Below are 2,555 nucleotides of genomic sequence, written 5' to 3'. Positions count from 1 at the left end.
TCGACATAGTAGTCGGGGCGGTTCATCATGAAGAAGCGCTTTCGACGCCATTTTGATTTATACGATTCTGGATGTATTTCGAGGTTTTTTCCCATCTCTCCTGAAATGGGCACTGAACTTCCTATATAATGTCAGCCATCTCGTTGTGAATAATCCATTCAATTTAAGCTTTTTTCTTAGTAAGAAAGGCTTTTTATTAGGTAAAAACGGCACTTTATGTTTAACACTTCCTCGACTCGTTTAAATAAATACATCAGCGAAAGCGGTATTTGCTCTCGAAGAGACGCTGACCGCTTTATTGAACAAGGTAATGTGTACCTCAATGGCAAGCGTGCTGCGGTGGGCGATCAAGTGGTTGCTGGAGATACGGTGAAAGTCAACGGGCAGCTCATTGAGCCGAAAGAAGCTGATGACTTTGTTTTTATTGTATTAAATAAGCCAGTCGGCATTGTGAGCACCACAGAAAGCTCCGAGAAAAACAACATCGTTGATTTTGTCAGACATAGTGTACGTATTTTCCCCATTGGACGTGTGGATCAAGATTCTCAGGGTTTAATCTTTTTGACCAGTAATGGTGATCTGGTTAATAAGGTATTGCGTGCTGGTAATAACCACGAGAAAGAGTATTTGGTGACGGTGAACAAGCCGATAACGGATAGCTTTATTGAGGGTCTAGCCGGTGGCGTGCCGATGCTTGGGAAGATGACCAAGAAATGCCCGGTTACTAAGGTGGCACCCACCGTGTTTAATATCACCCTAGTGCAGGGTTTAAACCGTCAAATTCGTCGTATGTGTGAGCATTTTGGCTATGAAGTTGTGAAGCTTGAGCGTACGCGGATTATGAATGTGAGCCTTAAAGGTACTCCCGTTGGGGATTGGCGCGATTTAACCCCAAGAGAGTTGTCTGTTTTACTTAAGTCAATAGAAGGTTCTTCTTCAGATGCCAGTAATCCGGGCAAGAAATCTCGTAATGCGCCACGGAAAAACGCTCGCACTAATACCTCGGAAAAGCCGAAAGTATCTTCAAAATCAGCGGGCGCAGCAAAGGGTAATGCTAAAAATCCCAAAGATAGTGCCAGAAAACCAGCGGGTTCTAAAGGTAAAGATTGGCGTCCTTTTAGTGATGGCAAGAAGTCTGGAGGCAAGGGCAAACCTGCTACGAATGGCAAGCGCCCTTCAAAAGGTCGCGGTTCTTCGCGGTCCTCAAAACCATAGAGTGATGCGTATTGGTTAATTAATTAGGACAGCTGATACGAGATGCTGCACACAAATCCAGACAACTTCAGCTGTCTGGATTTTTTAATATTGAATGTTCATTTGCTTTCTTTATCTGTCCGCCATAAATCATGCATTGCATTAATAACTAAGGTATCGTAAGGAGTATGTGAATTATCATTCAAGTATTTTTTAAATTATTTAATGTTAGAATTTAAGTTCATTATCGCTTAATCAAAATATTAAACTACATTTCATCTTTATCAACTCCTTGATCTTCAGTCAGCCAAATCGTATCGTTAAAACTATAATTGAGCTTTTCCTTAGTCGCTTGCCAGCGCTCCTCATTCATGTCGCAAAAAAACGCTTATCTTTAAAGTGCTCGCTATTGCCATATTTGAATGAAGCATAAAAAACACCATTATCTGCCAGTGTATAGTCAATCTCAGATAAAACCGATACAATATTTATAACGACTTTATTTAATTAGATTAACGATGACTTACTCAATAGACTTTCGCAAGTAAGTGTTACGCAGCATCAAAGACGGCATGACGATGAGGGAAGCTGCATCTTTTTATAGAGAGCACCGATGACATTAGTTCGCTTTTTTGCTTGCCAGTTGTAGCTATCGATACAAGGTTTGCCTATCAGTGCATAACCATAAGGTCTTATGGTCTCACACTCAAAGCCGCTTTCATCCATGTAAATAATGGGATATAACTGCTTAAAACGATCAAGCTTATCCTGATACGTCGCTCTTTTTATCGAACACGCTTTTGGATGTTCTAAGGTCTTTTTTTTGACTAATGCCTAGACGCTTTAAGGCAGTATGCATGCCCGTCTTACTACAATTGAAGCGGTGTGCTCTTTCATACAGATAGTCATCTGGATGTTGTTCAATATCTTTTAATAATAGTTCATCATGTATTTTAGTCGGTAGTTTGCTCCGAGTTTGTTTAATACTTGAGTTTTTAAGCCAGCGCTGTAGAGTGGTTTTGCTAATATTATAAAAAGTACAAGCTTGTCGAATACTCATATTCTTTTGTTTGATACTTTTAATCACTTGCGATCGAAAGTCTGCTGAATAGGTCATGTATTCTTCTACCACTTTACTTATTTTAAAACAATTGTATCTTATTTATAAAGAACTGACTATAGATAACACAACCCCATTTACACTGAAATATGCTGTACACAGTCGATTAAATACTCCTTCACTGCGTTAAACAAAGGGTCAATCAAGCGCCGTTCAGGGCAAATTAAATACAGCGGATAGGGGGCAACTTGCCATCCATCTAATTTAACTTCAATGAGTCGTCCTTCTTTTATATCAGAAA

At 39.7% G+C, this 2,555-nt stretch carries 2 protein-coding genes; one reads left to right on the top strand and one right to left on the bottom strand.

The genetic code is table 11. The features are described 5' to 3' along the window. The first annotated feature begins 216 nt into the window (after positions 1-216). Positions 217-1,215 carry a 23S rRNA pseudouridine(2604) synthase RluF gene (gene rluF / locus VLN09_RS03105; protein WP_325243740.1) on the top strand — a complete coding sequence of 333 codons (999 nt, stop codon included), beginning with the start codon at positions 217-219 and terminating at the stop codon, positions 1,213-1,215. A 742-nt stretch (positions 1,216-1,957) separates the two neighbouring features. Here rluF and VLN09_RS03100 read toward each other — a convergent pair. Beyond that, positions 1,958-2,311: an IS630 transposase-related protein gene (locus tag VLN09_RS03100; RefSeq protein WP_325243739.1), complete on the bottom strand. Its 354-nt coding sequence runs from the start codon at positions 2,309-2,311 to the stop codon at positions 1,958-1,960. Between the last annotated feature and the right edge of the window lie 244 nt (positions 2,312-2,555).

It is taken from the genome of Psychrobacter sp. (genome assembly GCF_035469765.1).
Lineage (GTDB): Bacteria > Pseudomonadota > Gammaproteobacteria > Pseudomonadales > Moraxellaceae > Psychrobacter.
This window is presented reverse-complemented; position numbering and strand designations above follow the sequence as displayed.